This window comes from Streptomyces sp. TRM64462 (assembly GCF_013362995.1).
Classification (GTDB): Bacteria; Actinomycetota; Actinomycetes; order Streptomycetales; family Streptomycetaceae; genus Streptomyces.
Genome location: NZ_JABWDV010000344.1, coordinates 1 through 24,666 on the forward strand (window position 1 = coordinate 1; position 24,666 = coordinate 24,666).

Here is a 24,666-nt window from a genome sequence, read left to right on the forward strand (position 1 = left end):
CGCGCTCGCGGTCGGCGACCAGGGCGAGGGCCCTGCGCCCGGCGACCGTACCCCGCTTGTCCGCGAGGGCGCCGCGCATGCCGATGGACGCCTCCAGCTCGGCGCGGGCCCGGTCCAGGTTGCCCGCGCACAGCGCGAGGACGCCCAGCTCGTGGTGGAAGTACGCCTCCTCCGCGACCTCGCCCGCGCGCCGCGCCGCCGCCTGCCCCGCGCGCAGCGCCCGTTCCCAGGCGCCCCAGTGCAGCGCGGCCGCGAGAGCGGGCGCCGCGCTGCGGGCGAGGAGCACGGCGGCGCTCGCGTGCCCGGCCTCCTGGCTCGGCGCGAGGACGTTCAGCGCGGCCAGCACGGCGTCGGCCTCGGCAGCGACCCGCTCGGGGGCGACCGACGGGTGCCCGGCCCACCACGCGTAGTGCTGGGCCGCGGTGTGAGCGCGGGTCAGGGAGCCCTCCGCGTAACCGCGTTCGGTGAGCTGCTCGATGATGCCGGCGGCCAGCCGGTGGCGGGGGCCGACGGGCGTCAGCAGACCGCAGCCGAGGAGCTCGCCGAGCGCGGCGTCGGCGTGCGTGTCGCCGACGAGGGCCGGGAGGTGCGCCTGGTGCGGGAGTTCGCCGCCGAGCGCGACGGCGAAGCGCAGGGTCTCGCGGGCGGCCTCGGAGAGCCGGGACGCGAGGAGCGCGGCGGGCGCGGCGGCCTCGCCGAGGCTCGGCAGGGGCAGTGCGCGGGCGTCCGTGAAGACACTGCCGTCGTCGGTGTCCTCGTCGTCCGTGTCGTCGGCGGCGGGGGTACGGAGGGCGTCGCGCTGCCGCAGCAGGGCGGCGGCCTGGACGAAGCGCAGCGGCAGGCCCTCGGACTCGAACCAGAGGTCGCCCGCCCAGTTGGCCTCGTCCTCCGTGAGGGCGCGGTCGGTGGCGCGGGCGAGGAGTTCGAGGGTGGCGGGGCGGTCGAGGCCGGTGAGGAACAGCTCCTCGACGACCGCGTCGGCGGAGGGCGCCGGGACGTCGGGCGTCGTGGCGAGGAGGAAGGCGCACTCGGGTGCGGCGTCGAGCAGCTCGTCGAGCGCGGTGCCGCCGAACTCCAGGTCGTCGACGAGGACGACGGCGCCGATCTCGCGGACGTACGCGAGGAGCGCGGTGCGGTCGGGGCGGTGGCCGGCAGCGCTGTGGACGGCGGCGAACAGCTCGTACAGCAGCTCGGTGGGGGTGCGGCGGTGGCCGGACAGGCGTATGACGCCGTCGGGTGCGAGGCCGGCGCACTCGGGGGCGACGGCGTCGATGAGGCGGCTGCGCCCGGAGCCGGACGGTCCGGTGAGGCGTACGGAACGGCCGCGGGACAGGAGCCGTACGAGGCGGTCGCGCTGCTCGTCGCGGTCGAGGAGGGGCAGCGGCGCGGTGGTGGGCCCGGAGGGTACGGGCGGGGCGGCGGCGCGTTCGCGGTCGGCGCGCTCGCCGGTGGTGCGCCGGGCGGGTGGCTCGGGCTGGCGTCCGGGCGGGCAGGGCTCGATCTCGCTGCCGTCGACGGGGTTGACGGTGAGCAGGAAGTCGCCGGAGATGAGCTGCGCGGTGCGGGCGGGCGCGGGGCCGCCCTTGCCGGCCGCGAGGGGGGCCGGGAGTTCGTCGCGGGGCGGGCGAGGGCGTCCGGTGCCGCCGTCGGCGTGGGCGCCGGTGTCGGCGGTGCGGTGGCCGTCGTCGTCCGGCCGCCGGTTCATCGGGTCCATGGGTGAAAGCCCCCAAAAGCGTCGTGCGGCGAAGCCCCTCCCGGCCGGTGTACGCGCGGTGTCGCTTCTGGTCCGGTGCCCGCCGTGTGGGTCCGTCGATGGGCAGACGTCCGAAACCCTAGACGTTCGACCGGCATCCCGGAACAGCCGGGGTACCGGCCGCCCAAGACGTCACGGTCTTATGAGGATTGGGCGCCTGCGGCGTGCCTGGTGCGTTTTACGCCCGCATATGCCGATGTCCGGCGCCGGATGGTCACCGGCGCCGGACCGGTCCGTGTCGCTCTGTATCGGTCCGTATCGGTCCGCTTCACTCTGCGGCAGTCAGAGGCGGTCCGAGGCGGACAGGTCAGACCCGGGGCAACGATTCAGCGGCGATGCCGCCCTCGATGGCGAGGATCCGGTGCAGCCGCGTGGCCACCAGGAGGCGCTGCATCTGGGGCGGTACGCCCCGCAGCACCAGACGGCGGCCGCAGCGGCCGGCCCGCCGGTGGGCACCCATGATGACCCCGAGCCCGGTGGCGTCCCAGGAGTCGAGGCCGGTCAGGTCGAGCACCAGGTCGCCGGCGCCGTCGTCGACGGCCGAGTGCAGGACCGTACGGGCGTCCGCCGCGCTGCGGACGTCGAGGCGGCCCCCGACGACCAGCTCGGTGTGGTCGCCCCTGATGTGCATATGCGCTCCCCGAGAGTGCTGTGCTTGTCCGTCACGTCTTTCTGTTGCAACAACTGACTGCCGCATCGGCAGAGCGGTTGCGCGTTGTAAGCGAACCGATACCCAATTCACCCCATGGGGTGACGGCGCTCTGGCGTCGGAGGGTCAGTGCTTGTAAAAGCCCTGCCCGCTCTTACGCCCGATGTCACCCGCGTCCACCATCCGGCGCATCAGCTCCGGCGGCGCGAACTTCTCGTCCTGCGACTCGGTGTAGATGTTGCTGGTGGCGTGGAGCAGGATGTCCACACCGGTCAGGTCGGCGGTGGCCAGGGGGCCCATGGCGTGGCCGAAGCCCAGCTTGCAGGCGATGTCGATGTCCTCGGCGGACGCGACGCCCGACTCGTACAGCTTGGCGGCCTCGACGACGAGCGCGGAGATGAGCCGCGTGGTGACGAAGCCGGCGACGTCGCGGTTGACGACGATGCAGGTCTTGCCGACGGACTCGGCGAACTCACGGGCGGTGGCGAGGGTTTCGTCGCTGGTCTTGTAGCCGCGGACGAGCTCGCAGAGCTGCATCATCGGGACGGGCGAGAAGAAGTGCGTGCCGACGACCCGCTCGGGGCGCTCCGTCACGGCCGCGATCTTGGTGATCGGGATGGCGGAGGTGTTGGAGGCGAGGACGGCGTCGTCCCGTACGAGCTTGTCGAGGGCGCGGAAGATCTCGTGCTTGACCTCGAGCTTCTCGAAGACGGCCTCGACGACGACGTCCGCGTCGGCGGCCGCGTCGAGGTCGGTGGTCGTGGTGATGCGGGCGAGGGCGGCCTCGGCGTCCTCGGCCGTCAGCTTCCCCTTGGACACGAACTTGTCGTAGGACGCCTTGATGCCGTCCGTCCCCCGGGTCAGCGCAGCGTCCGTGACATCGCGCAGCACGACGTCCCAGCCCGCCTGGGCCGAGACCTGCGCGATGCCGGAACCCATGAGTCCGGCGCCGATGACGGCGAGCTTCCTGGCCACGATCTGTCCCCTTACTGCGCTTTTCCGGGGACGACCCCCGGACCCCCGGTAACACGCGTTCACTTAAGTGTTCTCCGGCGGGAGGTTAGCGCCCGGGAGCCGCTCTGTGGCGGTGAAGAGATGCGCGTCACGTCTCACATGACGGACATCACACCGGAACGCGGGCGTGGTTAGGCTGACCGTATGGTCAATCTGACGCGTATCTATACCCGCACCGGGGACAAGGGCACGACGGCGCTCGGGGACATGAGCCGGACCGCCAAGACGGATCTGCGGATCGCCGCGTACGCCGACGCGAACGAGGCCAACGCCGTCATCGGCACGGCCATCGCGCTGGGGAGCCTCCCGGAGGAGGTCGTGAAGGTCCTGGTCCGCGTGCAGAACGACCTGTTCGACGTGGGCGCCGACCTGTCGACGCCGGTGGTCGAGAACCCGAAGTACCCGCCGCTGCGGGTCGAGCAGTCGTACGTGGACAAGCTGGAGGCGGACTGCGACCGGTTCCTGGAGTGCCTGGAGAAGCTGCGCTCCTTCATCCTCCCGGGCGGCACCCCGGGGGCAGCGCTCCTGCACCAGGCGTGCACGGTGGTCCGCCGCGCGGAACGCTCGACGTGGGCTGCGCTTGAGGTGCACGGCGAGACGATGAACGCCCTGACGGCGACGTACCTGAACCGCCTGTCGGACCTGCTGTTCATCCTGGCGCGGGTGGCCAACAGGGAGGTCGGGGACGTGCTGTGGGTACCGGGCGGCGAGCGCTGAATCTCAGCCCCTCCGGCGATTGAGAAGCGGGGGTTCGGGGGCGGAGCCCCCGATTCGGGCAGCCGTGGGCTTCTTGGGCCAGATCGCGTACGACAGGGCGATGAGCCCGTGGATCCCGGCCGCGCGCCACGCGGCGCCCATCCAGCTCTGGAGCGGGCCGACGCGGCTCGGGTCGTCGACGTACCGGATCGCGGCCCACAGCAGGACCGTCGCGACCGCCGCGCCCAGCAGCGTGCCGAGCCAGACGCGGGCCTCGTGGCGGGCGCGGGCCATGCCGTGGCGGGGCGGGCCGACCGGGCGGGGCGCGCCGCCGAAGCGGTGGGCGGCGTGGCCGTCCAGCCACTTCACGGTGCGGTGGCCGTGGCCGACGGTGTAGCCGATGTACAGCGCGGCCAGCCCGTGCTTCCAGCTCGGTTCGGCGCCGTTCCGCAGGTCGACCGCCGTGGCGACGAGCAGGACGACCTCCAGCAGCGGCTCGCACAGCAGCAGGGCGGCGCCCGTGCGGGGCATCCGCAGCAGGTAGCGCGCGGCGAGCCCGGCCGCCAGCAGGACCCAGAAGCCGACCTCGCACGCCACGATCAAGGTGAGGACCATGCCCTCCAGCGTGCCGCCCGGCGGGCCGCGCTTCGTCGTCGCGGGTGACGACTTCGTACGGGCCGTACTGCATCCTTCGATGTAGTCGACGCCGCGGCGGCTCGGCCGGTGCGAGGACGACCGGGCGCCGCCCACCGTGTTGGATGGCAGCGTGAGACTTCCCCCGCCCCCGCACCGCGACGACGTGTTCATGGCCGCCACCGGTCTTGCGGGCGGGCTGGTGCTGTGGGCGCTCGGGCTGCACATGCAGGGCCCGAAGTACGCCCTGTTCCACTCGACGTGGCTGATGCTGGTCCCGCTGTTCGTGACGGCCGGGCTCGAACTGGTGCGGCGCACCCTTCCGCGTACCGCGCTCCTGGTCGGCACGGCCGCCGTCGTCGCGGACCAGCTCACGCGCGGCAACATCGCGACGATCCTGATGTTCACGGACCTCGTGTACGCGGCGGTGGTGTACGGCACGCCCGCCTCCGCGCGGCGTATCCCCGTGACGACGGGGCTGATCACGGTCGGCGTGTCCATCGTGTCGCTGGCCTGGTTCCAGGATGCCCAGGCGCTGCTGATCGGGGTGCTCACCGGCCTGGTGTCCTTCGCGCCCGCGACCACCGGCGCCATCGTCCGCAACCACCGTGAGGCCGCAGAGGCGGCGCGGCTGCGGGCGGAACAGACGGCGCTGCTCGCGGAGATGGACCGCCGGGAGGCGGTGGTCGCCGAGCGGGCCCGGATGGCGCGGGAGCTGCACGACATGGTGGCGGGGCACCTTTCGGCCATCGCGATCCACTCGACGGCCGCGCTGTCCCTCGACGATCCGGGGACGAGCCGCGAGGCGCTGGGCGTGATCCGCGAGAACAGCGTCGAGGGTCTGGCCGAGATGCGGCGGCTGATCGGCCTCCTGCGGGACGGCGACGGCCACGGCGGCGACGAGCCGGCGCCCGCGCCGACCCTGGACGGGATCGCCGCGCTCGTACGGCAGGCGGAGGTGAGCGGCGCGGCCAGCGGTCTGACGTTCACGCTGACCGGCACCTCAGGGGAGGGCGGCGGCCGCCTGCCGGCGCCCGTGGAGCTCGCCGCGTACAGGATCGTGCAGGAGTCGCTGACGAACGCCCTGAAGCACGCCGACCCTGGCGCGGTCGCGGTGCGCGTCGACCAGGCGGACCGCGCCCTGACCGTACGGGTCTCCAGCTCGTACGACGGGAATCGGCCAGGTCCGCGCGCGCCCGGCTCGGGGGCCGGTCTTGTGGGCATGCGGGAGCGGGTCGCGCTGCTGGGCGGGGTGTTCGAGGCGGGCCCGGTCGACGAGGGCGGGCACAAGACGTGGCGGGTGCGGGCGGTGCTGCCCGTGGCGGAGGACGACAAGGAGCCGTCGACATGACACCGACTTCCGGCAATTCCATCCGGGTGCTGGTCGCGGAGGACCAGAAGGCGGTACGGGCCGGGCTCGTGCTCATTCTGCGCAGCGCGCCCGGCATCGAGGTCGTCGGGGAGGCGGGCGACGGCGAGGCGGCGGTGCGGCTGGCCCGCGAGCTGCGGCCGGACCTGGTCCTGATGGACGTTCAGATGCCCCTGCTGGACGGGGTGGCCGCGACCCGCCAGGTGGTGGCCGAGGGTCTCGCGGACGTCCTGGTCCTGACGACGTTCGACCTGGACGAGTACGTCTTCGGCGCCCTGCGGGCGGGCGCGGCCGGGTTCCTGCTGAAGAACACGGAGGCCCGGGACCTGGTCGAGGCCGTACGGACGGTGGCGCGCGGCGAGGGGCTGATCGCCCCGGCGGTCACCCGGCGGCTCATCGCGGAGTTCGCCGCGCCGCGGAGGCCGGCCCGGCCGGAAGGGGCGCCCAACCCGGCGGCCGTACTGGAGCCGCTGACCCGCCGGGAGCGCGAGGTGCTGTCGTGCGTGGGCGAGGGCCTGTCGAACGCGGAGATCGCGGCCCGTCTCGACATGGCGGAGGCGACGGTGAAGACGCACGTCAGCAGGCTGCTGGGGAAGCTCGGGCTGCGCAGCAGGGTTCAAGCGGCGGTGCTGGCACAGGAGTTGGGTGTCTGACGCGAACACCCTTCCGACTGGTCTGGACCTATTGACGATTGGTCCAGACCTTCCTACGCTCACGGCGCGCACATGTCACGGACGCACGGACCCCCACCATGTCCGTCCGCACCTTGAGGAGCACCGTTGAGTACGAGCACTCAAGCACCACCGCGCAGATCGAGACTCCGGGCCAGGGCCACGGCCGGAGTCACCGCCCTGCTGCTTCCGCTGGCCGCGATGGTCGGCCTCGCCTCCCCCGCCGAGGCCGCCGCCTCGGCGACCGCCACCTACACGAAGGTCCAGGACTGGGGCTCGGGCTTCGAGGGCAAGTGGACGGTGAAGAACACCGGCACCACCACCCTCAGCTCCTGGACCGTCGAGTGGGACTTCCCCTCCGGCACCTCGGTCACCTCCGCGTGGGACGCCGACGTCACGAACAGCGGCACCCACTGGACCGCCAAGAACAAGGGCTGGAACGGCACCCTCTCCCCCGGCGCCTCCGTCACCTTCGGGTTCAACGGCACCGGCTCCGGCGCGCCCTCGGGCTGCAAGCTCAACGGCGCGTCTTGCGACGGCGGCCCCAGCCAGCCGGGCGACAACCCGCCCTCCGCACCGGGCACGCCCACCGCGTCCGGTATCACCGACACCTCGGTGAAGCTCTCCTGGAGCGCGGCCACCGACGACAAGGGCGTCAAGAACTACGACGTCCTGCGCGACGGCGCCAGGGTCGCCACGGTGACCGGCCTGACGTACACGGACAGCGGCCTGACCGCGGGCACAGACTACTCGTACAGCGTCCAGGCCCGTGACACCGCCGACCAGACCGGCCCGGTCAGCGCCTCCGTCGCGGTCCGTACGACCGGAGGCGGCACGGGCCCCGGACCCGGCCCCGGCGCCAAGATCAACCTGGGGTACTTCACCAACTGGGGCGTCTACGGCCGCAACTACCACGTCAAGAACCTCGTGACGTCCGGCTCGGCCCAGAAGATCACCCACATCAACTACGCGTTCGGCAACGTCCAGGGCGGCAAGTGCACCATCGGTGACGCCTACGCCGACTACGACAAGGCGTACACCGCCGACCAGTCCGTCGACGGCAAGGCCGACACCTGGGACCAGCCGCTGCGCGGCAACTTCAACCAGCTCCGCAAGCTGAAGGCCCAGTACCCGCACATCAAGGTGCTGTGGTCGTTCGGCGGCTGGACCTGGTCCGGCGGCTTCGGCCAGGCCGTCCAGAACCCGGCCGCGTTCGCGCAGTCCTGCTACGACCTGGTCGAGGACCCGCGCTGGGCCGATGTCTTCGACGGCATCGACCTGGACTGGGAGTACCCCAACGCCTGCGGTCTGACCTGTGACACCAGCGGCCCGGCCGCCTTCACCAAGATGATGCAGGCCATGCGCGCCAAGTTCGGCGCGAACAACCTGGTCACCGCGGCCATCACCGCGGACGCCTCGGCCGGCGGCAAGATCGACGCCGCGGACTACGGCCCGGCGTCGCAGTACGTCGACTGGTACAACGTGATGACGTACGACTTCTTCGGCGCCTGGGCGGCGAAGGGCCCGACGGCCCCGCACTCCCCGCTCACCTCGTACCCGGGCATCCCGCAGTCCGGCTTCAACTCCGCCGAGGCGATCACCAAGCTCAAGGCGAAGGGCGTCCCCTCCGCGAAGCTGCTGCTGGGGATCGGCTTCTACGGACGCGGCTGGACCGGCGTCACCCAGAAGGAGCCGGGCGGCACCGCGACGGGCCCGGCGGCCGGCACGTACGAGCAGGGCATCGAGGACTACAAGGTCCTGAAGAACTCCTGCCCGGCTGGGGGTACCCCCTCTGGGGGAGGCACGGTGGCCGGCACGGCGTACGCGCACTGCGGCACCAACTGGTGGAGCTACGACACCCCGTCGACGATCCTGTCCAAGATGGCCTGGGCGAAGAACCAGGGCCTGGGCGGCGCGTTCTTCTGGGAGTTCAGCGGCGACACCGCCAATGGTGAGCTCGTCACCGCGATCCGCAGCGGCCTCGGGTAACCCGTAGGCGCCTCACGTACGACATCGGGCCGCACCCCCGACGAGGGGGTGCGGCCCGATCCGTACGCGCATACGTATACAGGACTACGCGACGTTCACACGCTGCCCGGGCGGAGCCGCCTCCAGCCAGGCGAGGAAGCCGGTGAGGGCGTCCTCGCTCATCGCCAGCTCCAGGCGCGTGCCCCGGTGCAGACACGCGAGCACGACAGCGTCCGACAGCAGCGCCAGCTCCTCCTCGCCCTCCGGCATCCGGCGGGCCAGCACCTCGATCGCGGAACGCTCCAGGACGCGGCGCGGGCGCGGCGCGTACGAGAAGACACGGAACCAGGCGATCCGGTCACCGCTGTAGCGGGCCACCCCGTACACCCAGCCCTTGCCGGAAGCGTCGCCCCCCTCGGGGACGTTCCAGCGCAGGCTGCAGTCGAAGGTGCCGCCCGAGCGCTGGATCAGCCGCCGGCGCAGGCCGAAGACGAAGAGCCCGATCACCACCAGTGCGACGACCAGTGCGCTCACCAGCAGAGCGAGGAACATCTCCACCGACCTCCTCGCTTCGTCCCGTAACCGAGTACCACCTGTACCTGCACCTGCATCGCCTCAGCCGCGGCCCGGTCTGGAGATTCCAGCCCGGGCCGCGGCTGAGGGGTTGCCGGCCCGCCCCGCGGGACGGGGCGACCGGCGACGTACATGGAAGCGGTGCGTCAGCGCGCCGCCACCGCGCGCAGCCGGATCTCGGCGCGCCGCTCGGCAGCGGCGTCCTCCTCCGCCTTCGCACGCTCCAGCGCACGCTCGGCGCGCTGGGTGTCGATCTCATCCGCCAGCTCGGCGATCTCCGCGAGCAGCGACAGCTTGTTGTCGGCGAACGAGATGAAACCGCCGTGCACCGCGGCGACGACCGTCTCACCTTCGCTCGTACGAATGGTCACCGGGCCCGACTCCAGCACACCGAGCAGCGGCTGGTGGCCGGGCATGACGCCGATGTCGCCGGAGGTGGTGCGCGCGATGACCAGGGTGGCCTCGCCGGACCAGACACTCCGGTCCGCGGCGACCAGCTCGACGTGCAGCTCAGCAGCCAAGGGTGGCTCCTCGGGTCACCACCCGGTCGTTTCGCCGGGTGTTGGGTCACAAGTCTAGTAGGGGTGGCGACGCCGAAACGCCGAAACCCATCCCGGCCGCGACGGACCGGAATCCGACCAGTCGGCCGAGTTCCGGCTGCCCTGCCGGGGGTCCGGGGGTTGCCCCCCGGGTGATGCTGTGCGAAGGGGGGCGGGACGTGCCCGCCCCCCTCACGCCTCAGGGGACTCAGGAGACGCCGAGCTCCTTGGCGTTCTTCTTGAGGTCCTCAAGACCACCGCACATGAAGAACGCCTGCTCCGGGAAGTGGTCGAACTCACCGTCGCAGATCGCGTTGAACGCGGCGATCGACTCGTCGAGCGGAACGTCCGAACCGTCCACACCGGTGAACTGCTTCGCCGCGTGGGTGTTCTGGGAAAGGAAGCGCTCGACACGACGGGCACGGTGGACGACCAGCTTGTCCTCCTCGCCCAGCTCGTCGATACCGAGGATCGCGATGATGTCCTGGAGATCCTTGTACTTCTGCAGGATGCCCTTGACGCGCATGGCGGCCTCGTAGTGGTCCTGCGCGATGTAGCGCGGGTCCAGGATCCGGGACGTGGAGTCCAGCGGGTCCACGGCCGGGTAGATGCCCTTCTCCGAGATCGGACGGGACAGAACCGTCGTCGCGTCGAGGTGGGCGAAGGTCGTGGCCGGCGCCGGGTCCGTGAGGTCGTCGGCGGGGACGTAGATCGCCTGCATCGAGGTGATCGAGTGGCCACGCGTCGAGGTGATGCGCTCCTGGAGGAGGCCCATCTCGTCGGCGAGGTTCGGCTGGTAACCCACGGCGGACGGCATACGGCCGAGCAGCGTGGACACCTCGGAACCGGCCTGCGTGAACCGGAAGATGTTGTCGATGAAGAACAGCACGTCCTGCTTCTGAACATCGCGGAAGTACTCCGCCATGGTCAGACCGGCCAGGGCGACGCGCAGACGGGTGCCCGGGGGCTCGTCCATCTGGCCGAAGACCAGCGCGGTCTTGTCCAGAACGCCGGACTCCTCCATCTCCGCGATGAGGTCGTTGCCCTCACGGGTGCGCTCACCGACGCCCGCGAAGACGGAGACGCCTTCGTGGAGGTTGGCGACACGCATGATCATTTCCTGGATCAGCACGGTCTTGCCGACACCGGCACCACCGAACAGACCGATCTTTCCACCCTTGACGTACGGGGTGAGAAGGTCGACGACCTTCAGGCCGGTCTCGAACATCTCGGTCTTGGACTCGAGCTGGTCGAAGGCCGGGGCCGTGCGGTGGATCGGCCAGCGCTCACCGACGTTGGCGTTCTCCTCCGGGAGGTTCAGCACCTCACCGAGGGTGTTGAACACCTTGCCCTTGGTGAAGTCGCCGACGGGGACGGTGATGCCCTTGCCCGTGTCGGTCACCGGGGCCTGGCGGACCAGACCGTCGGTGGGCTGCATGGAGATGGCACGGACGAGGCCGTCACCGAGGTGCTGGGCGACCTCGAGCGTCAGCGTCTTCTTCTTGCCCTCTTCCGCCGGGTCGGCCACCTGGACCGTCAGCGCGTTGTAGATCTCCGGCATCGCGTCGACGGGGAACTCCACGTCGACGACCGGGCCGATGACCCGGGCGACGCGGCCCGTGGCGGCGGCCGTCTCAACAGTGGTCGTCATTACTTGTCACTCCCCGCGGTCGCGTCGGCCAGGGCGCTGGCGCCACCGACGATCTCGCTGATTTCCTGGGTGATTTCGGCCTGGCGGGCCGCGTTGGCAAGGCGCGAGAGCGAGTTGATCAGCTCTCCCGCGTTGTCGGTGGCGGACTTCATCGCCCGGCGGCGGGCCGCGTGCTCGGAGGCGGCGGCCTGCAGCAGGGCGTTGTAGACCCGGCTCTCGACATAGCGCGGCAGCAGGGCGTCGAGGACGTCCTCCGCCGACGGCTCGAAGTCGAACAGGGGAAGGATCTCGCCCTTCGTCCCCGACGTCTCCGCGGCCTCGCTGAGGCTGAGCGGCAGCATCCGGTTGTCCACCGGCGTCTGCGTCATCATCGACACGAATTCCGTGAAGACGATGTGCAGCTCGTCGACACCGCCCTGGGCGGTGTCCTGCTGGACGGCCGCGATGAGCGGGGCGGCCACCGTCTTGGCGTCCGCGTAGCTCGGGCTGTCGGAGAAGCCGGTCCACGACTCCGTGACCTTGCGCTCACGGAAGCCGTAGTAGGCGACACCCTTGCGGCCGACGATGTACGTGTCGACCTCCTTGCCCTCGCCGCGCAGCCGCTCGGTGAGCCGGTCGGCCTGCTTGATGGCGTTGGAGGAGTAGCCGCCGGCCAGACCGCGGTCGCTCGTGATGAGCAGGACCGCGGCACGGGTCGGGGTGTCCGCCTCCGTGGTGAGGGGGTGCTTGGTGTTCGACCCGGTCGCCACCGCCGTGACCGCGCGGGTGAGCTCGGTCGCGTACGGCGTGGAGGCCGCCACCTTGCGCTGCGCCTTGACGATGCGCGAGGCGGCGATCATCTCCATCGCCTTGGTGATCTTCTTCGTCGCGGTGACGGACCGGATGCGACGCTTGTAGACCCGGAGCTGCGCTCCCATGGATCAGGTCCCTTCGGTCGTCACTTCGAGACGTTGACGGTGGCCGGGGCGTCCTCGCCGAGCAGCTTGCCGTCGTGCGTCTCGAACTGCTTCTTGAAGTCGGCGATGCACTCCGCGACCTTGCCGAGGGTGTCGTCCGACATCTTGCCGCCCTCGCGGATGGAGGTCATCAGCGACTTGTGCTCACGGTGCAGGAAGTCCAGCAGCTCCGTCTCGAAGCGGCGGATGTCCTGGACCGGGACGTCGTCCATCTTGCCGGTGGTGCCGGCCCAGACGGAGACGACCTGGTTCTCGGTGGACATCGGCTGGTACTGCGGCTGCTTCAGCAGCTCGACCATGCGCTTACCGCGCTCCAGAGCCGACTTCGACGCGGCGTCCAGGTCGGAACCGAAGGCGGCGAACGCCTCCAGCTCACGGAACTGGGCGAGGTCCACGCGGAGGCGGCCGGAGACCTGCTTCATGGCCTTGTGCTGCGCGGAGCCACCGACTCGCGACACGGAGATACCGACGTTCAGGGCCGGGCGCTGACCGGCGTTGAACAGGTCGGACTCCAGGAAGCACTGGCCGTCGGTGATGGAGATGACGTTGGTCGGGATGAACGCCGACACGTCGTTGGCCTTGGTCTCGACGATCGGCAGACCGGTCATGGAACCGGCGCCCATGTCGTCGGAGAGCTTGGCGCAGCGCTCCAGCAGACGGGAGTGCAGGTAGAAGACGTCACCCGGGTAGGCCTCACGGCCCGGCGGGCGGCGCAGCAGCAGCGACACGGCGCGGTAGGCGTCGGCCTGCTTCGACAGGTCGTCGAAGACGATGAGGACGTGCTTGCCCTCGTACATCCACTGCTGACCGATGGCGGAGCCGGTGTAGGGCGCCAGGTACTTGAAGCCGGCCGGGTCGGACGCCGGGGCGGCGACGATGGTCGTGTACTCCAGGGCACCGGCCTCCTCCAGCGCGCCGCGGACGGACGCGATGGTGGAGCCCTTCTGGCCGATGGCGACGTAGATGCAGCGGACCTGCTTCTTCGGGTCGCCGGTGCGCCAGTTGTCACGCTGGTTGATGATCGTGTCGACGGCCAGGGCGGTCTTGCCGGTCTGGCGGTCGCCGATGATCAGCTGACGCTGACCACGGCCGATCGGGGTCATCGCGTCGACGGCCTTGTAGCCGGTCTCCATCGGCTCGTGCACCGACTTGCGCTGCATGACCGTGGGGGCCTGCAGCTCGAGGGCGCGGCGGCCGGACGTCTCGATCTCGCCGAGGCCGTCGATCGGGTTGCCGAGCGGGTCGACGACGCGACCCAGGTAGCCCTCGCCGACGGCGACGGACAGGACCTCGCCGGTGCGCTGGACCGACTGGCCCTCCTCGATGCCGCTGAACTCACCGAGGACAATGGCACCGATCTCGCGCTCCTCGAGGTTGAGGGCGAGGCCGAGGGTGCCGTCCTCGAACTTCAGCAGCTCGTTGGCCATGGTCGAGGGCAGGCCCTCGACCTTCGCGATGCCGTCGCCGGCGAGGCTGACCGTACCGACCTCCTCGCGCGCGGCAGCCTCCGGCTTGTACGACTGGACGAAGTTCTCCAGCGCGTCCCGGATCTCCTCCGGCCGGATCGTGAGCTCCGCCATCTGGGTTTCCCTGCTCTCCTTGTTGGGCCCGAAGTCTTTTGGGGGATCTGGGGGCTCCCCCCAGAACTTCTGCATCCTGTGCACGGCCCAACCGGGCCGTAGGTAACGCTTTTTGTCTTTGCTGACCTGGCTGCCGGCCGGTCGTCAGCCGGCCAGTCGCCGCGATGCCTCTTCGAGGCGCGTGGCGATCGTGCCGTTGATGACCTCGTCACCGACCCGCACCGAGATCCCGCCGACGACCGTGGGGTCGACGTCCAGGTTCAGGTGCATCTGGCGGCCGTACAGCGTGGCCAGAACGGCGCCGAGGCGCTGCTTCTGCCGGTCGCTGAGCGGGACCGCCGAGGTGACGACCGCGACCATGCGGTCCCGGCGCGCGGCGGCGAGCTTGGACAGGGACTCGAGTCCCGCCTCCAGGCTACGTCCCCGCGGCTGGGTCACAAGGCGCACGATCAGCCGCTCGGTGACCGGGTTGGCCTTGCCGCCGAGGAGGCGGCGCAGCAGCTCGCCCTTGGCCGTGGCCGTGGCGGCACGGTCCGTGAGCGCGGCGCGCAGCTCGGCGCTGGAGGCGGTGATCCGGCCGAACCGGAACAGCTCGTCCTCGACGTCGTCGAGCGCGCCGGCCTTCTGGGCCGCGGTGAGGTCCGCGGTGTTCGCCAGCTCCTCGATCGCGTCGACCAGGTCGCGCGACTGGGACCAGCGGGCGCGGACCATGCCGGAGACCAGGTCGACGGTCTCGCCGCCCACCTGACCGCTCAGCAGTCGCGTGGCCAGGTCGGCCTTGGCCTCTCCGGCCTGCGCCGGGTCGGTGAGGACCCGACGCAGCGACACCTCGCGGTCGAGCAGCGCGGTGACGGCGGCCAGCTCCTCGGCGAGCTTCGCCGCGTCGACCGACGTGTTGTCGGTCAGCGCGTCGAGACGCTCACGTGTGGCAGCCAGTGCCTCGCGGCTCGCTCCGTTCATCGGGCGGCCTCGGCCTTCTCCTCGAGCTCGTCGAGGAAGCGGTCGATGGTGCGGCTCTGGCGGGCGGAGTCCTCGAGGGACTCGCCGACCAGCTTGCCGGCCAGGTCGGTGGCGAGCTTGCCGACGTCCTGGCGCAGGGCGGCGGCGGCCGCCTTGCGGTCGGCCTCGATCTGGGCGTGGCCGGCCGCGACGATCTCCTCGCGCTGGCGCTGGCCCTCCGCCTTCATCTCGGCGATGATCGCGGCGCCCTGCTCCTGTGCCTCCTGGCGCAGACGCGCGGCCTCGTGGCGGGCCTCGGCGAGCTGAGCCTTGTACTGCTCAAGCACACTCTGGGCCTCGATCTGGGCCGACTCGGCCTTCTCGATCCCGCCCTCGATGGCCTCGCGGCGCTGCTCCAGAACCTTGTTGATGTTCGGGAGCAGCTTCTTGGCGAGGAAGCCGAAGACGATGGCGAAGGCGATCAGGCCGATGACGAGCTCGTCGAGATGCGGCAGGAGAGGATTCTGAGGCTCCTCAGCCTGTGCAAGGAACAGAGCGTTCACATCAGTGCCTTCCGTGAAAGGGTTCTGGGCTGTCGGTCCGGCTTACTGGTAGACGAAGCCCATGACGATGCCGATGAGGGCGAGCGCCTCACAGAAGGCGAAACCCATGATCTGGTTGGTACGGATCAGACCGGCCGCCTCGGGCTGGCGGGCCAGGGCCTGGGTGCCGTTACCGAAGATGATGCCGACGCCGACGCCGGGGCCGATGGCCGCGAGACCGTAACCAATGGCGGAGACGTTGCCGGAAACGGTGTCGGCGGCGGCGAGCTGCTGGAGAGCGGACATGCCGGTTCTTCCTTCTCTTTCAGTGACCCGGTGGGGGTTGGCCACCGGATGGCTGGGGTCGTGAGGTGCGGACGGGCTCAGTGGTGCTCGGAGAGCGCGCCCTGGATGTAGCTGGAGGCCAGGAGCACGAAGACGTACGCCTGGACGGCCTGGATGAAGAGCTCGAAGGCGGTCATCACGATGACCATGACGAACGAGGCACCGGCGTAGACGAAGCCGAGGCCGTTCATCAGGTACCAGGTGGCCAGGGAGAACATCACGATCAGCAGGTGACCGGCGAACATGTTCGCGAACAGTCGGACCGCGTGCGTGAAGGGGCGGATGATCAGGTTCGAGAAGAACTCGAGCACCATGATCAGCGGCAGGATGGCGCCGAGGGACTTGTCGTAGCCGAGGATGTTCTTCCAGCCGCCGGCGAAGCCGTGCTTCTTGAAGGTCAGGCCGACCCACATCACGTAGACGATCGCGGCGAGACCGGCCGGGAAGGCGATCAGCGAGGTGACCGGGAACTGCGCGAGCGGGATGATGGACCAGAGGTTCATGATCCACACGAAGAAGAACAGCGAGACCATGAACGGCACGTACTTCTCGCCGTCCTTCTTGCCGATGATCTCGTAGACGATCCCGCGGCGGACGAAGTCGTACCCGGCCTCACCGATCATCTGGACCTTGCCGGGAACCACCTTCGGCTTGGCGAAGGCGGCCCAGAAGAACGCGATGATCGCGATCGACCCCAGCAGCGCGAGCAGCATCGGCTTGGTGAACTCGAAGCCGCCGACGGTGGCGATGGGCTCGTACAGGAACGTGTGGAGGCCCGGCGCCGGGAAGCCGCATCCGGTGAAGATGTGGCAATCGGGGTCGAAGGCAAGCGTCAGGTCAGCACTCACCGCGGGCTCCTTCAGCGTGGCGCATAGGTACGGCAACCTCGTTGTGTCGGCGCGGCACGCAGCCGCGGTTCGGCACTGGACTGGTCTTACGGATAAGGGGGCGGCGGTTCGGCGTCGAGCGTCGCGCTGGGACAGGCGTCAGCTCGGATGGCCGCGCCCGCAGTGCCGCATGTGGCTTCGGACGATAGCAGCATCTCGAACGGCTGCTTATCCCGGCCCTACCTCTCACGCCGTGGACCCGCTCTTCGCGGTCCGGCCGCCGTTGTCCGACGCGGGGTCGACGTAAAGGATCTTGGCGGTCATGTAGGCGCGTGCCTGCGCGGCGACCCAGACGATCGTGGCGGCGAGCAGCGTGAAACCGAAGGCCTTGAAGTCGAACAGCGTGGTGTTCTTCAGCAGCGACATGACGATGAAGAGAAGCAGCAACTGCGACGTGTAGAGCATCAGGCCCATGGCCTGGAACAGATGCGGCAGGGACTTCGCCGTGCGCTGGAGGACGATCATCCCCAGCCCCATGAAGAGCACGACCACAACGGTGCCCAGGACAGCTCCGATCACCCCCTTGCCGCCGGCCAGCACCCCGCTGACCACCGCGCCGACGGCGCCGGTCGCGAGGGTGGGTACGGCGGCGTGCAGGAGGGTGCGGGCGTCGTTGGACGGCATGGCGGCATCTCCGCTTACTGGTGGGGGCAGTGGTGTCGTCATGGACGAGCGTAGGCCCCGGCCGAGTCAGATCTCGGTGCCAACGGACCATCGCACTACGGCCCTTCGGCACTCTCGCCGGGTCTCGTGAACGGTATCACAAACTATTTGGGGAGGTCTTTACCCGAAGGTGTGCTAGCTCTCACACTTGAGAGTGATGGTGCGCGTGTGCGCATACCGCTAACCGTTTTGCCTGCTATGGGCGAACTCGTCAACTCCCGAACAGCGTAGTGGCCCCACCGCGACAACGCGGTGGGGCCACCCGGAGGAACGGCCTCCTGGCCGGTGTGTCTCAGCAGGCGACGTTCTTGATGCCCGTCCCCTTGGTCCACAGGGTCCCGGCGTATCGGAAAGAGTCCTGCCTGTTCGGCCCGATGGAGAACTTCGGGTCCTTCCTCCAGTCGAGGGTCACCGTGAAGCAAGCCGTCCGGGCGCAGTTGTTCCGCACTTCCACCATGCGGTTCGACCTGCTGTTGTACCACCGGACGACCTTGACACAGTCGGCCTGCGCGGTCGCGATCGTCGCGGCCCCGGCAGCCCCCTGAGGTGCGGCAACTGCCGCCGCACCCCCGACGGACACCAGTCCCCCGGCCATGGTCAGCGCAGCGAGCAGACTTGCGGTCCTACGCATTCGATCTCCCCAGAATCGATGTGACGAAGGCATCGGCCTGGTCACGGCCTGTAACGCTCTGCCTTCACCGGGACGCTATCGCAGACAGTGGAAGTTGAAGTCTCAATGGGTCGCGGGGCCAGGAGATCGGCGTTCCTACGGCTCAGAAAGACCTTGGCTGCCCGGCTCCCATCTGGACTCAGATGGGAGAGCTGATTCTGTGTGCTGCGGAAAGAGAGCGGCCTGGGCCCCGGCGGCCCAGTTCGTGATCTCGATCACCAAGACTTCTGGCCAGAGCAGTCAGGCCAGGTCAACTCGGCGTTCCGGCCTTCCGTCGTTCGGAGAAGTGGGCGCGGGCGCCGATGGCCGTCGCGCCGTTGACTCCCGCGGGGACCTGGCGGGGCGCCGCCAGGGGCTCGGGGGACTCCGGGGACCCCGGGGGCGACTGAGGCGGCTGGGGCGCGAGCTTGCGGCGGCGGTAGCGGGGCGGCACGAAGGACTGGGCCCACAGCGGGGCGCGCGGCTTGAAGCGGGGCAGGAGCAGCAGCACCAGGCCCAGGGCGCTCAGCGCGACGATCGGCAGCATGATCCACATGGACGCGGAGTGCACCGAGTACATCAGCGTTCCGAAGCCGATCAGCGCGGACCAGAAGTACATGATGAACACGGCCCGGCTGTGCGAGTGGCCCACTTCGAGCAGCCGGTGGTGCAGGTGCCCGCGGTCGGCGGCGAACGGCGACTGGCCCTTCCAGGTGCGGCGCACGATGGCCAGGAACAGGTCGGCCATCGGGATCGCGATGATCGTCAGCGGCAGCAGCAGCGGGATGAAGACGGGCAGCGCCGCGTGCGTGGCCTGACGGGTCGAGCCCTCGAAGATCTTCAGCGCGTCCGGGTCCACCTGGCCCGTGATCGAGATGGCGGACGCGGCCAGCACCAGGCCGATCAGCATGGAGCCCGAGTCGCCCATGAAGATCCGCGCCGGGTGCATGTTGTGCGGCAGGAAGCCCAGGCACATGCCCATGAGCACCGCGGCGAACAGCGTGGCCGGGGCGGCGGCCTCGATGCCGTATCCGAACCAGATCCGGTACGCGTACAGGAAGAACGCCGCGGACGCGATGCACACCATGCCGGCGGCGAGGCCGTCGAGGCCGTCGACGAAGTTCACGGCGTTGATGGTCAGGACCACCAGGGCGACGGTCAGGAGGGTGCCCTGCCACTGGGTGAGACCGACCGTCCCGATGCCCGGGATGGGCAGCCACAGGATCGTCAGGCCCTGCATCACCATCACACCGGCGGCGATCATCTGCCCGCCGAGCTTGATCAGGGCGTCGATCTCGAACTTGTCGTCCAGAACGCCGATCAGCCAGATCAGGGCGGCGCCGGAGAGCAGCGCGCGCGGCTCGTTGGAGAGCGCGAAGACGCTGTTGAGCCGGTCCAGGTGGTCGGCGACGAGGAGCCCCGCGCAGAGCCCGAAGAACATGGCGATGCCGCCGAGCCTGGGCGTCGGCTCGCGGTGCACGTCGCGGGCGCGGATCTCGGGCATCGCCCCGGACGCGATGGCGAACTTCCGCACCGGCCCGGTGAGCAGATAGGTCACCGCGGCCGTGATGCAGAGCGTCAGCAGGTAATCACGCACGGGCTGCCCCACAGGAATAGCTGGCCGTCACAGCCCCACACCCTAGTCGCGCCACCCATGTGGTGGAGGACACCCGTCAGCCGCGCACGGTTGCGGGCGGGGGCGACTACCCCCGATACGGGGGAAATCGCTCGGCCAGTTCACGCACCTCGGCGCGTACGGCGCGGGCGTCGTCGTCCGTACGGAGCGCCGCCGCGAACAGGGCGGAGATCCGCTCCATCTCCGGGGCGCCCATGCCCTGGGTGGTCACCGCGGCGGTGCCGAAGCGGATGCCGCGGCCGTCGCCGTACGGCAGGGCGCAGGTGTCCACGACCATCCCGGCGGCCGCGAGGCGGGCCCGTGCGGTGCGGCCGTCGATGCCCAGGGGTGCGGGGTCGGCGGTGACGAGGTGCGTGTCGGTGCCGCCCGTGGTGATGTGCAGGCCGTGCCCGGCGAGCAGCGCGGCCAGCACGCGCGCGTTGGCGACGACCTGGTGGGCGTACGCCGTGAACCCGGGCGTCGCGGCCTCCCCGAAGGCGACGGCCTTCGCGGCGATGGTGTGCATCTGCGCGCCGCCCTGCGTGAACGGGAACACGGCGCGGTCGATCCGCTCCGCCAGCTCGTGGCCGCACAGCACCATGCCGCCGCGCGGGCCGCGCAGCACCTTGTGCGTGGTCGCGCACACGACGTCGGCGTACGGGACGGGGTTGGGCGCCGCTCCCCCGGCGACCAGGCCGATGGGGTGGGCGGCGTCGACGATCAGGGCCGCGCCGACCTCGTCGGCGATCTCGCGGAACGCGGCGTAGTCGAGGTGCCGTGGGTACGAGATCGAGCCGCACACGACGGCCTTGGGCCGGTGCTGGTGGGCGAGGGCGCGGACCTGCGCGTGGTCGACGAGGCCGCTCTCGGCGTCGACGCCGTACGGCACGAACTCGAACCACCGGCCGGAGAAGTTGGCGGGCGAGCCGTGCGTGAGGTGGCCGCCGTGGGCGAGGCCCATGGCGAGGACGGTGTCCCCGGGGCGCAGCAGGGCCGCGTACGCGGCGAGGACGGCGGAGGACCCGGAGTGCGGCTGGACGTTCGCGTGTTCGGCGCCGAACAGGGCGGTGGCCCGCTCCACGGCGAGCCGCTCGGCGGCGTCGGCGTACTCGCACCCGCCGTGGTAGCGGGCGCCCGGGTAGCCCTCGGCGTACTTGTTGGCGAGTCGCGAGCCGAGTGCGGCGAGCACGGCCGGGGAGGTGAAGTTCTCGGCGGCGATCAGCTGGAGGCTGTCCTGCTGCCGCCGCGCCTCCCCGTCCAGTACGTCGGCGATCTCGGGGTCCTGCCGGCGCAGGGCGTCGGCGTCCGGGCCGTACGCGCGCGTGTGCGCGTCCTCGACTCCAGCGGTGACCGGCATCTGTGACTCCAGGCGCTCCCGGCGTGGACGGACCCCGTCCCCCCAATGTAGGCCCGGGCCCGGTCACCCGCCCGCCGGCACGCGCCCGCCGGCACGCGGCCACGGCCGCTCAGCGCCGCGCCGCGACCCCCGTCAGCGCCGGACCATCCTGCACGCGCCCCTCGCACCGCTGCGCGGGCTTCGGGAGCGCTGCGCCGGACTCCGCCCGGCCACGGCCGCTCAGCGTCGGGCCGCGACCCCCGTCAGCGCCGTCACCACCGGATCCAGCGCCTGGTGGATCTCCTCGCCGATCGACCGGAAGAACGTGATCGGGCCACCGTACGGATCATTCACCTCGTCCGCCTCCGGGCTCGGCGCCAGGAGCCAGCCGCGCAGCGCCGCCGCCGCGTGGACCAGGGCGTGGGCGCGGGCCACCACACCGTCGGCCCGGGGATCCGGGAGGGTGGTGGGGTCTATGGCGCGGACCAGGCGGGTGAACTCCTTCAGGGTGAAGGTGCGCAGGCCCGCGCTGTGGCCCATGGAGATGACCTGGGCGCGGTGGTCGCGGGTCGCCGTGAGGACCAGGTCGGCGCGGATGACGTGCTCGTCGATCAGCTCGCGGCCCACGAAGCCGCCGGCGTCGGCGCCGAAGTCGGCGAGGACCGTCTCGGCGTTGGCCTCCATGGGGGCGCCCTCGTGGCCCCACGTGCCGGCGCTCTCCACGACCAGCCCGGCGCCCAGCGGATCGCCCAGGCGGTCGCACAGGGCATGCCGGGTCAGCCGCTCGGTGATCGGCGAGCGGCACACGTTGCCGGTGCTGACGTGGAGGATGCGGAAGGTGCGCTCCCTGCCTATGCCACGCCCCTCAGGGGCGGTCAATTCGCCACCTCGAGGTCAGGTACGACCTTGCGGAGCTCCTCCACCGACACCGCCCCCGCACGGAGGAGGAGCGGGACCTCGCGGGTGACGTCGACGATCGACGAGGGGACGATGCCCGGCGTCGGGCCGCCGTCCAGGTAGACGGACACGGAGTCGCCCAGCATGCCCTGCGCGGCGTCGCAGTCCTCGGGCGCCGGGTGGCCGGTCAGGTTCGCGGACGACACCGCCATGGGGCCGACGTCCGTGAGCAGCTCGATGGCCACGGGGTGCAGCGGCATGCGGATCGCGACGGTGCCGCGGGTGTCGCCCAGGTCCCACTGCAGGGACGGCTGGTGCTTGGCGACCAGCGTCAGCGCGCCCGGCCAGAAGGCGTCGACGAGCTCCCACGCCTGCTCGGAGAAGTCCGTGACCAGGCCGTGCAGGGTGTTGGGCGAGCCGATGAGGACGGGCGTCGGCATGTTGCGGCCGCGCCCCTTGGCCTCCAGCAGGTCCGCGACCGCCTCCGCGCTGAAGGCGTCGGCGCCGATGCCGTAGACGGTGTCCGTCGGCAGCACGACGAGTTCGCCGCGGCGGACGGCGGACGCTGCCTCGCGCAGGCCCGTCGTGCGGTCGGTCGCGTCGTTGCAGTCGTATCGCCGTGCCATCAGCGGGCCTCCTCGTACACATACACATGCTGGGTCATGGCAGCGCCTTGCGGGCGGTCGCGAAGCGCGGCCGGTTGTTCAGATCGGGGTGGTCGGCGGCGTCAGCCCAGCCGGCCTCCTCGTTGAAGATCCACGGCACCTGGCCGCCCTGCGTGTCGGCGTGCTCGACGACGACGAGGCCGCCGGGGCGGAGCAGGCGGTGCGCGGTGCGCTCGATGCCGCGGATCACATCGAGGCCGTCCTCACCGGAGAACAACGCCATCTCCGGGTCGTGGTCGCGGGCCTCGGGCGCGACGTACTCCCACTCGGTGAGCGGGATGTACGGCGGGTTGGAGATGACCAGGTCGACCTGGCCGTCCAGCTCGGGCAGGGCGGTCAGGGCGTCGCCGTGGTGGACGGTGACCCTCGTGCCCTCGGCGTTCTTGCGCGTCCACCGCAGGGCGTCATCGGACAGCTCCACGGCGTGCACGCGGGAGCGCGGCACCTCCTGGGCCATGGCGAGGGCGATCGCGCCGGAGCCCGAGCACAGGTCGACGACGACCGGCTCGACGACGTCCATGGCCCGTACGGCGTCTATCGCCCACCCGACGACCGACTCGGTCTCGGGACGGGGCACGAAAACGCCCGGGCCCACCTGGAGCTCCAGGTAGCGGAAGAACGCCCGCCCGGTGATGTGCTGGAGCGGCTCACGCGCCTCGCGGCGGGCGACGGCCTCCCAGTAGCGGGCGTCGAAGTCGGCGTCCTTGACGTGGTGCAGTTCCCCCCGCTTGACGCCGTGGACGAACGCGGCGAGCTCCTCCGCGTCGAAGCGCGGTGACGGCACGCCGGCGTCGGCAAGCCGCTGGGTGGCCTGGGCCACCTCGGCGAGCAGCACGCTCCGGGGGTTTGGGGGTCGCCCCCCATCAAATTGCTGCACGTCGGTCCTCCGGGCTGAGCGAGCGGGCTTTCGGTGACGCGGCCACGCGGTGACGCGGCCACGCGGTTCGCGGTTAGGCGGCGGAGAGCTTCGCGGCGGCGTCGGCGTCGACGCAGGCCTGGATGACCGCGTCGAGCTCGCCGTCGAGCACCTGGTCCAGGTTGTACGCCTTGAAGCCGACGCGGTGGTCCGAGATCCGGTTCTCCGGGTAGTTGTACGTCCGGATCTTCTCGGAGCGGTCGACCGTGCGGACCTGGCTGCGGCGGGCGTCCGCGGCCTCCTTCTCGGCCTCCTCCTGCGCGGCGGCGAGCAGCCGGGAGCGGAGGATGCGCATGGCCTGCTCCTTGTTCTGGAGCTGGCTCTTCTCGTTCTGGCAGGAGGCGACGACACCGGTCGGCAGGTGCGTGATGCGGACGGCCGAGTCGGTGGTGTTGACGGACTGGCCGCCGGGGCCCGAGGACCGGTACACGTCGATGCGCAGATCGTTCGGGTTGATCTCGACGTCGATCTCCTCGGCCTCGGGCGTGACGAGCACACCGGCGGCCGAGGTGTGGATGCGGCCCTGCGACTCGGTGGCGGGCACGCGCTGCACGCGGTGCACCCCGCCCTCGTACTTCAGCCGCGCCCAGACGCCCTGGCCGGGCTCGGTGGCGCCGTTGCCGCCCTTGGTCTTCACGGCGACCTGGACGTCCTTGTAGCCGCCCAGCTCGGACTCGGTGGCGTCGATGATCTCGGTCTTCCAGCCGACGCGCTCGGCGTACCGCAGGTACATCCGCAGAAGATCGCCGGCGAACAGGGCGGACTCGTCGCCGCCCGCGCCCGCCTTGATCTCCAGGATGACGTCCTTGTCGTCGCTCGGGTCGCGCGGGACGAGCAGCAGCCGCAGCTTGTCGGTGAGCTCCTCGCGGCGCACCTCCAGCTCCTTCACCTCGGCGATGAAGTCGGGGTCGTCGGCGGCGAACTCACGGGCGGTCTCGATGTCGTCGCCGGTCTGCTTCCAGGAGCGGTACGTGGCGACGATCGGGGTCAGCTCGGCATAGCGCTTGTTGAGCTTGCGCGCGTTCGCCTGATCGGCGTGGACCGAAGGGTCGGCGAGCTTCTTCTCGAGATCGGCGTGTTCGCCGACCAGTTCCTCGACCGCCTCGAACATCGGGGGCTCCTGTTTTCCGAACGACAAAGGGGCTGCTGCGGGAGACGAC

Annotated in this window: 24 protein-coding genes and 1 pseudogene; 4 read left to right on the top strand and 21 right to left on the bottom strand. The window is 70.6% G+C overall.

Annotated features, from left to right (window positions below; genetic code table 11):
* The 3 genes and pseudogenes from HTZ82_RS17760 to HTZ82_RS17770 all read right to left on the bottom strand — a co-directional run.
* Positions 1–1,714, bottom strand: a pseudogene (locus tag HTZ82_RS17760) (ATP-binding protein); the annotation flags it as partial.
* Between the two features lie 346 nt (positions 1,715–2,060).
* Positions 2,061–2,384, bottom strand: a complete 324-nt coding sequence (locus tag HTZ82_RS17765) for an STAS domain-containing protein (protein ID WP_175410381.1) — start codon at positions 2,382–2,384, stop codon at positions 2,061–2,063.
* A gap of 144 nt (positions 2,385–2,528) precedes the next feature.
* Entirely contained in the window at positions 2,529–3,377 is an 849-nt protein-coding gene (locus tag HTZ82_RS17770; protein WP_175410382.1) for a 3-hydroxyacyl-CoA dehydrogenase family protein, read from the bottom strand.
* 183 nt (positions 3,378–3,560) lie between these two features.
* On the opposite strand from HTZ82_RS17770, the gene HTZ82_RS17775 reads away from it, so the two are divergent.
* Positions 3,561–4,133 (top strand): cob(I)yrinic acid a,c-diamide adenosyltransferase, encoded by a 573-nt coding sequence (locus HTZ82_RS17775; RefSeq protein ID WP_175410383.1) that lies wholly within the window; start codon positions 3,561–3,563, stop codon positions 4,131–4,133.
* Positions 4,134–4,136: 3 nt separating this feature from the next.
* On the opposite strand, the gene HTZ82_RS17780 is transcribed toward HTZ82_RS17775, so the two are convergent.
* A complete protein-coding gene (locus tag HTZ82_RS17780) occupies positions 4,137–4,727 on the bottom strand; it encodes a hypothetical protein (RefSeq protein ID WP_254711936.1) in 591 nt (196 codons plus the stop codon).
* Positions 4,728–4,917: 190 nt separating this feature from the next.
* On the opposite strand from HTZ82_RS17780, the gene HTZ82_RS17785 reads away from it, so the two are divergent.
* From HTZ82_RS17785 to HTZ82_RS17795, 3 genes are all read left to right on the top strand, one after another.
* The gene (locus HTZ82_RS17785; RefSeq protein ID WP_175410432.1) at positions 4,918–6,096 is read left to right on the top strand and encodes a histidine kinase; all 1,179 of its coding nucleotides are present in this window, start codon (positions 4,918–4,920) and stop codon (positions 6,094–6,096) included.
* On the top strand, positions 6,093–6,767 hold the full coding sequence (locus HTZ82_RS17790; protein WP_175410384.1) for a response regulator transcription factor: 675 nt from the start codon (positions 6,093–6,095) through the stop codon (positions 6,765–6,767). The genes HTZ82_RS17785 and HTZ82_RS17790 overlap by 4 nt, the downstream gene beginning before the upstream one ends.
* A 126-nt stretch (positions 6,768–6,893) precedes the next feature.
* Positions 6,894–8,774: a glycoside hydrolase family 18 chitinase gene (locus HTZ82_RS17795; protein WP_254711933.1), complete on the top strand. Its 1,881-nt coding sequence runs from the start codon at positions 6,894–6,896 to the stop codon at positions 8,772–8,774.
* Positions 8,775–8,858: 84 nt separating this feature from the next.
* Here the strand turns inward: HTZ82_RS17795 and HTZ82_RS17800 are convergent, their stop codons facing one another.
* The 17 genes from HTZ82_RS17800 to prfA form a co-directional block, all read right to left on the bottom strand.
* On the bottom strand, positions 8,859–9,305 hold the full coding sequence (locus HTZ82_RS17800; RefSeq protein ID WP_175410385.1) for a DUF2550 domain-containing protein: 447 nt from the start codon (positions 9,303–9,305) through the stop codon (positions 8,859–8,861).
* A gap of 167 nt (positions 9,306–9,472) precedes the next feature.
* Positions 9,473–9,847 (bottom strand): F0F1 ATP synthase subunit epsilon, encoded by a 375-nt coding sequence (locus tag HTZ82_RS17805; RefSeq protein WP_175410386.1) that lies wholly within the window; start codon positions 9,845–9,847, stop codon positions 9,473–9,475.
* Between the two features lie 226 nt (positions 9,848–10,073).
* Positions 10,074–11,516 (bottom strand): F0F1 ATP synthase subunit beta, encoded by a 1,443-nt coding sequence (gene atpD, locus HTZ82_RS17810; protein WP_175410387.1) that lies wholly within the window; start codon positions 11,514–11,516, stop codon positions 10,074–10,076.
* Positions 11,516–12,433 carry a F0F1 ATP synthase subunit gamma gene (locus HTZ82_RS17815; RefSeq protein WP_175410388.1) on the bottom strand — a complete coding sequence of 306 codons (918 nt, stop codon included), beginning with the start codon at positions 12,431–12,433 and terminating at the stop codon, positions 11,516–11,518. The genes atpD and HTZ82_RS17815 overlap by 1 nt, the downstream gene beginning before the upstream one ends.
* 20 nt (positions 12,434–12,453) lie before the next feature.
* On the bottom strand, positions 12,454–14,052 hold the full coding sequence (gene atpA, locus HTZ82_RS17820; protein ID WP_175410389.1) for a F0F1 ATP synthase subunit alpha: 1,599 nt from the start codon (positions 14,050–14,052) through the stop codon (positions 12,454–12,456).
* Positions 14,053–14,196: 144 nt separating this feature from the next.
* Positions 14,197–15,012 carry a F0F1 ATP synthase subunit delta gene (locus tag HTZ82_RS17825; protein WP_175410390.1) on the bottom strand — a complete coding sequence of 272 codons (816 nt, stop codon included), beginning with the start codon at positions 15,010–15,012 and terminating at the stop codon, positions 14,197–14,199.
* On the bottom strand, positions 15,009–15,554 hold the full coding sequence (locus tag HTZ82_RS17830) for a F0F1 ATP synthase subunit B (RefSeq protein ID WP_175410391.1): 546 nt from the start codon (positions 15,552–15,554) through the stop codon (positions 15,009–15,011). Before HTZ82_RS17830 ends, HTZ82_RS17825 begins: the two co-directional genes overlap by 4 nt.
* Positions 15,555–15,596: 42 nt before the next feature.
* Positions 15,597–15,839, bottom strand: a complete 243-nt coding sequence (atpE, locus tag HTZ82_RS17835; protein ID WP_175410392.1) for an ATP synthase F0 subunit C — start codon at positions 15,837–15,839, stop codon at positions 15,597–15,599.
* 77 nt (positions 15,840–15,916) lie between these two features.
* A complete protein-coding gene (gene atpB, locus HTZ82_RS17840; RefSeq protein WP_175410393.1) occupies positions 15,917–16,726 on the bottom strand; it encodes a F0F1 ATP synthase subunit A in 810 nt (269 codons plus the stop codon).
* Positions 16,727–16,951: 225 nt separating this feature from the next.
* The gene (locus HTZ82_RS17845; protein WP_175410394.1) at positions 16,952–17,389 is read right to left on the bottom strand and encodes a hypothetical protein; all 438 of its coding nucleotides are present in this window, start codon (positions 17,387–17,389) and stop codon (positions 16,952–16,954) included.
* A gap of 331 nt (positions 17,390–17,720) precedes the next feature.
* Positions 17,721–18,059 carry a hypothetical protein gene (locus HTZ82_RS17850; RefSeq protein ID WP_254711934.1) on the bottom strand — a complete coding sequence of 113 codons (339 nt, stop codon included), beginning with the start codon at positions 18,057–18,059 and terminating at the stop codon, positions 17,721–17,723.
* Positions 18,060–18,348: 289 nt separating this feature from the next.
* Positions 18,349–19,674 carry an MraY family glycosyltransferase gene (locus tag HTZ82_RS17855; RefSeq protein ID WP_175410395.1) on the bottom strand — a complete coding sequence of 442 codons (1,326 nt, stop codon included), beginning with the start codon at positions 19,672–19,674 and terminating at the stop codon, positions 18,349–18,351.
* 106 nt (positions 19,675–19,780) lie between these two features.
* Complete coding sequence (glyA, locus tag HTZ82_RS17860; RefSeq protein WP_175410396.1) at positions 19,781–21,049, bottom strand: serine hydroxymethyltransferase; 1,269 nt, start codon at positions 21,047–21,049, stop codon at positions 19,781–19,783.
* A gap of 219 nt (positions 21,050–21,268) precedes the next feature.
* Positions 21,269–21,907 (bottom strand): protein-tyrosine-phosphatase, encoded by a 639-nt coding sequence (locus tag HTZ82_RS17865; RefSeq protein WP_175410397.1) that lies wholly within the window; start codon positions 21,905–21,907, stop codon positions 21,269–21,271.
* Entirely contained in the window at positions 21,904–22,551 is a 648-nt protein-coding gene (locus HTZ82_RS17870) for an L-threonylcarbamoyladenylate synthase (protein ID WP_175410398.1), read from the bottom strand. The genes HTZ82_RS17865 and HTZ82_RS17870 overlap by 4 nt, the downstream gene beginning before the upstream one ends.
* Before the next feature lie 34 nt (positions 22,552–22,585).
* Positions 22,586–23,467 carry a peptide chain release factor N(5)-glutamine methyltransferase gene (gene prmC, locus HTZ82_RS17875; RefSeq protein ID WP_175410399.1) on the bottom strand — a complete coding sequence of 294 codons (882 nt, stop codon included), beginning with the start codon at positions 23,465–23,467 and terminating at the stop codon, positions 22,586–22,588.
* 73 nt (positions 23,468–23,540) lie between these two features.
* Positions 23,541–24,617, bottom strand: a complete 1,077-nt coding sequence (gene prfA, locus HTZ82_RS17880) for a peptide chain release factor 1 (protein ID WP_175410400.1) — start codon at positions 24,615–24,617, stop codon at positions 23,541–23,543.
* Positions 24,618–24,666: the final 49 nt, after the last annotated feature.

Coding starts and splice junctions, on each gene's coding strand:
- HTZ82_RS17765 (WP_175410381.1), bottom strand. CDS start 2,384: ATGCACATCAGGGGCGACCACACCGAGCTGGTCGTCGGGGGCCGCCTC.
- HTZ82_RS17775 (WP_175410383.1), top strand. CDS start 3,561: ATGGTCAATCTGACGCGTATCTATACCCGCACCGGGGACAAGGGCACG.
- HTZ82_RS17780 (WP_254711936.1), bottom strand. CDS start 4,727: ATGGTCCTCACCTTGATCGTGGCGTGCGAGGTCGGCTTCTGGGTCCTG.
- HTZ82_RS17785 (WP_175410432.1), top strand. CDS start 4,918: ATGGCCGCCACCGGTCTTGCGGGCGGGCTGGTGCTGTGGGCGCTCGGG.
- HTZ82_RS17790 (WP_175410384.1), top strand. CDS start 6,093: ATGACACCGACTTCCGGCAATTCCATCCGGGTGCTGGTCGCGGAGGAC.
- HTZ82_RS17800 (WP_175410385.1), bottom strand. CDS start 9,305: ATGTTCCTCGCTCTGCTGGTGAGCGCACTGGTCGTCGCACTGGTGGTG.
- atpD (WP_175410387.1), bottom strand. CDS start 11,516: ATGACGACCACTGTTGAGACGGCCGCCGCCACGGGCCGCGTCGCCCGG.
- HTZ82_RS17815 (WP_175410388.1), bottom strand. CDS start 12,433: ATGGGAGCGCAGCTCCGGGTCTACAAGCGTCGCATCCGGTCCGTCACC.
- atpA (WP_175410389.1), bottom strand. CDS start 14,052: ATGGCGGAGCTCACGATCCGGCCGGAGGAGATCCGGGACGCGCTGGAG.
- HTZ82_RS17825 (WP_175410390.1), bottom strand. CDS start 15,012: ATGAACGGAGCGAGCCGCGAGGCACTGGCTGCCACACGTGAGCGTCTC.
- atpE (WP_175410392.1), bottom strand. CDS start 15,839: ATGTCCGCTCTCCAGCAGCTCGCCGCCGCCGACACCGTTTCCGGCAAC.
- HTZ82_RS17845 (WP_175410394.1), bottom strand. CDS start 17,389: ATGCCGTCCAACGACGCCCGCACCCTCCTGCACGCCGCCGTACCCACC.
- HTZ82_RS17850 (WP_254711934.1), bottom strand. CDS start 18,059: ATGCGTAGGACCGCAAGTCTGCTCGCTGCGCTGACCATGGCCGGGGGA.
- glyA (WP_175410396.1), bottom strand. CDS start 21,049: ATGCCGGTCACCGCTGGAGTCGAGGACGCGCACACGCGCGCGTACGGC.
- HTZ82_RS17870 (WP_175410398.1), bottom strand. CDS start 22,551: ATGGCACGGCGATACGACTGCAACGACGCGACCGACCGCACGACGGGC.
- prfA (WP_175410400.1), bottom strand. CDS start 24,617: ATGTTCGAGGCGGTCGAGGAACTGGTCGGCGAACACGCCGATCTCGAG.